This window comes from uncultured Selenomonas sp. (genome assembly GCA_905372355.1).
Classification (GTDB): Bacteria; Bacillota; Negativicutes; order Selenomonadales; family Selenomonadaceae; genus Selenomonas.
Map to the genome: position 1 here is coordinate 1 of CAJPOT010000039.1, position 3,330 is coordinate 3,330.

A 3,330-nucleotide genomic window follows, 5' to 3' on the forward strand; every position below is an offset into this window, starting at 1 on the left:
TTCTCGGGAAAATGCCATGAGTTTTAGATTTTTCCCGTGGACAAAAGTTTCCTTGGTATCACAGGGTTTGCGGACGTTTTCAGCCGATTTTGGCGACAAAAAAATCCCGCGAGGTTGCGGCGATTTGCCAAAAAGAGCGATCCGTTTAGAAAACCCGCTTCTGGGTTCAGCTGTCCCAAGGGCTGTGAGGGACGGTATTGCATGCAATCCATACCGCTTGCGGTATTGAAACCGTAAACTTTCCCTCCTTCATCTCGAACACCTTTGATTGCATGCAATCCATACCGCTTGCGGTATTGAAACAGCCACAGAAAATTTCATCAAGGCTAACCATGTAGCCATTGCATGCAATCCATACCGCTTGCGGTATTGAAACTTAAGAATATCTTGTAATGTCGCGCCAAATAAAATAATTGCATGCAATTCATACCGCTTGCGGTATTGAAACTGCATCGCGCTCGAAAGCGACGTAGTGCTTTCCTCATTGCATGCAATCCATACCGCTTGCGGTGTTGAAAAAGGACAGATTTGTGCAGAATCTCTAAGAGGATGAAAATAAGCCCTGCGGCGAAGCCGCAGGGCTTATTTTGTCGGTCTATGGATGCAGTTTTCCTAGCAGTGTATATGTCTTTCTAGCAGCAACAGCGCTTCCTCGAAAGGCGGCCTCAGATCCTGTGCCTCGCCGGACTTGCTGTATCCTTCTTCCTCCACGATGTTCCTCATGGCCGGCTTCGCGGCAAAGACTCGTCCGGACGCTTACCGATACTCGCGAAACCGCGTGAAGACGAAGCGGCTGATCTTGCGTGCCGAACCGTCTTCCGCCTGCTCCTCGATCGCCTCCCTGCGGCTCGTTGCCGCAAGGACAGTTACGCCCGCCGCACGCAGGAGGTTCACGAGATGGTAGACGTAGGTGAACTCGCCCTGACACAATACGGCGCGAGGCTTCTTCGCCAAGATCTTCGCGGCATTCTCCACAGCGATCTTCGCGACGCGCTCCTCGTCCCAATCCGCCCCGATGTCGGGAAACGGCAGATCCTCGATCTCGCCCCAGGCGTGCGCCGCCTCTTTCTGCGCCGCCGGCCACTTCGCCGAGGCATGATTCGTATGGTTGATGAACATGCAGCTTCCTCCTATGCGTTTCTAAGCCTTTCGATGTAGGCGGCGATCTCTTCTTCCAGCCGGTCGTTTTCCGACGCACCTTGATTTCTGCGAGCCGTAGGCGCATTTTCGGCAGCGTGGTTCGTATCGTTGCGACCTTGGCGGATGAAATAGAAACCGCGCAAAAAATCGACGGCTTCCTCCGTCGCCTTCTGCGTATACATCAAAAGTTTCCCGTGGCCCGATAGCATCCTGCGGTAGCAAGCTTCCCGGCGCAGCCATTTCTCTTCGGGAGATTGCTGCTTCTTCGCGGTGCGTCTCTTTCTGGAGGTTGGATTTTTTCTGGCGCACGCCTCTCCACATTTCTTGCCGTCTATGCCCAGTGCGGTGAAAATATCCTCATTCGAGCTGCCTGCCAAGCGCCGCAAAATCTCTTCATGAAAAAACTTCTTCTTCGGCGATGGATGCAAAATGGCGATGGTACGGTCGATGATGGCATTGCGCGTGCGGAAATCCATCTGTCGCAAATCATAGTTCCGCCATTTGGAGGCGATTTCATCGTAAGCGGCAAAAAAACTTTGCACGCCTCGTTTCATTTCCGGCGGCAAGTCCTCGACTCTTGTGCGAACTCCGCTGCTCAGTATCGTGCGAAGGAGGTTCGTCATTTCCTTGAAGGAAGCGTTATGGAAATCTCCTTCTGGAACAGACGTCGTCGGCGATTTCACTTCTTTGCTTTCCGTCACCTGGCCATACGAATTGATGAACTCCTGCTGCCAGCTCCGCATTCCCGCGCCGGAATCGCCGCGCTCTTGGCATTGCTCGATGACCTCTTCATCCTCCGTATAGCAGATTTTTTTCTCCACCAAGATCGCCGGAATCCACTCCGTGCAAAGTGTCATTGCTTGCTGCAGGAACTTCTTTTGCACGCACCACGCGATGATGTCGAGGCGACGATCCGATTTCTCGCTCGACGCATTCTTGATGACAGAGCCGTATTCTCCCTCGATGACGCCGAGGATGTGCGAGAACATCTCCTCTTCGATGGAAGCGGGTTTCGATTGACGAAAGGCGCGAATCTTCTCGGCGAGATCGGTCATCTCGTCTTCGATGACGCTCGTGCGGCAGATGCGTATGGCGTCGGAAAAGCGCCGCATGGCGGCAAAGAGCGTGGAAAAATCCTCGCTGTGACGCGGACTGCGGCTGAAATACTCCTCCAGAGCCTGTACACTGCCGTACTTCTGGAACTCGTCCGCACCCGCGACGAGGTCGAACATGCGGCGAATATCATCCGTCAGATGAACGCGGCTCTCCCCGCCCCGAACAAGATCCGAATATACGACATGCCCCATGCGGATGCCCATGTACTTCGACAACTGCATGACGACGAGCAGCATCATCGCCGCATAGCGAAAGCCGCCCGTCATATCGGCATGAAGGACGAGCTCTGCCTCAGGCTCTTTTTCGTGCACGCGTTCGGCAAAGGCGCGAACACGCTCCGCGATGCCCGCAATGCTGCGCATCGAATCCTCGATGCCCATTTTCGAATATTCGCTGTCCTCGAATACCTGCGCGAGCTCCGGGTACTTCCTCGCGCTCTGCGCCTTCAAAAGCTCGACGGCGGACATCGACTCAGAACCGTATTTCTCCATCAGTGCCAGCCAATCTGCCGAATTCCGCGTCACCTTCTCGCGCGCTTGATCTGTCTCGATCAGAATGATCTTCGCCAAGCCGCCTTCCGCCCGCAGCAGAGACTGCAGCTGACAAACGGCGGCTTCGTTCGTCTGCATGCACGAAAATATCTCTTTCCCATCGACGCTCCGATATTCGACGTTCGTCGGATTATTCGCCAACTGACTCACGAAAGCCACCATCACATGAACATTTTTCGTCATAGAATCCTTCCCCCAAAAAGCCACTCGCAAATGTATTTCCAGCAGTCTGTCTGCGTTGTTGAAGATGTCGCGCAAAAGAGAGTCCCCGTATGCATGCTGCGGTTTCCTCATAGAACGGCTCACTTTTTCATATTATACTATAAGCCGTGCCATCCGGACAAGGAGTGCTGGTGGCTTCGGCTGCATCATCCTGCGCATCGAAGCGCTCTCACCGCCCTCATGTACACGGTTGACATCGGACATATTTCTATGCTATACTTTGTTACAGTGAAGGAAGAGATTTTGGGGAAAATGCCATGAGTTTTAGATTTTTCCCGTGGACAAAAGTTTCCTTGATATT

At 53.3% G+C, this 3,330-nt stretch carries 2 protein-coding genes and 1 CRISPR repeat array; both genes read right to left on the reverse strand.

The window, feature by feature from the left end:
• Positions 1 to 196: 196 nt before the first annotated feature.
• A CRISPR array of direct repeats spans positions 197 to 519; the repeat unit is 36 nt; unit sequence ATTGCATGCAATCCATACCGCTTGCGGTATTGAAAC.
• Positions 520 to 756: 237 nt separating this feature from the next.
• On the reverse strand, positions 757 to 1,119 hold the full coding sequence (locus QZ177_RS10430; RefSeq protein ID WP_294177435.1) for a CRISPR-associated protein: 363 nt from the start codon (positions 1,117 to 1,119) through the stop codon (positions 757 to 759).
• Positions 1,120 to 1,130: 11 nt separating this feature from the next.
• Positions 1,131 to 2,990 carry a TM1812 family CRISPR-associated protein gene (locus QZ177_RS10435; protein ID WP_294177437.1) on the reverse strand — a complete coding sequence of 620 codons (1,860 nt, stop codon included), beginning with the start codon at positions 2,988 to 2,990 and terminating at the stop codon, positions 1,131 to 1,133.
• Positions 2,991 to 3,330: the final 340 nt, after the last annotated feature.

What these genes read in the sequence shown, in the direction of transcription:
- QZ177_RS10435 (WP_294177437.1), bottom strand. Translation starts at nt 2,990, where the DNA reads ATGACGAAAAATGTTCATGTGATGGTGGCTTTCGTGAGTCAGTTGGCG.
- QZ177_RS10430 (WP_294177435.1), bottom strand. Translation starts at nt 1,119, where the DNA reads ATGTTCATCAACCATACGAATCATGCCTCGGCGAAGTGGCCGGCGGCG.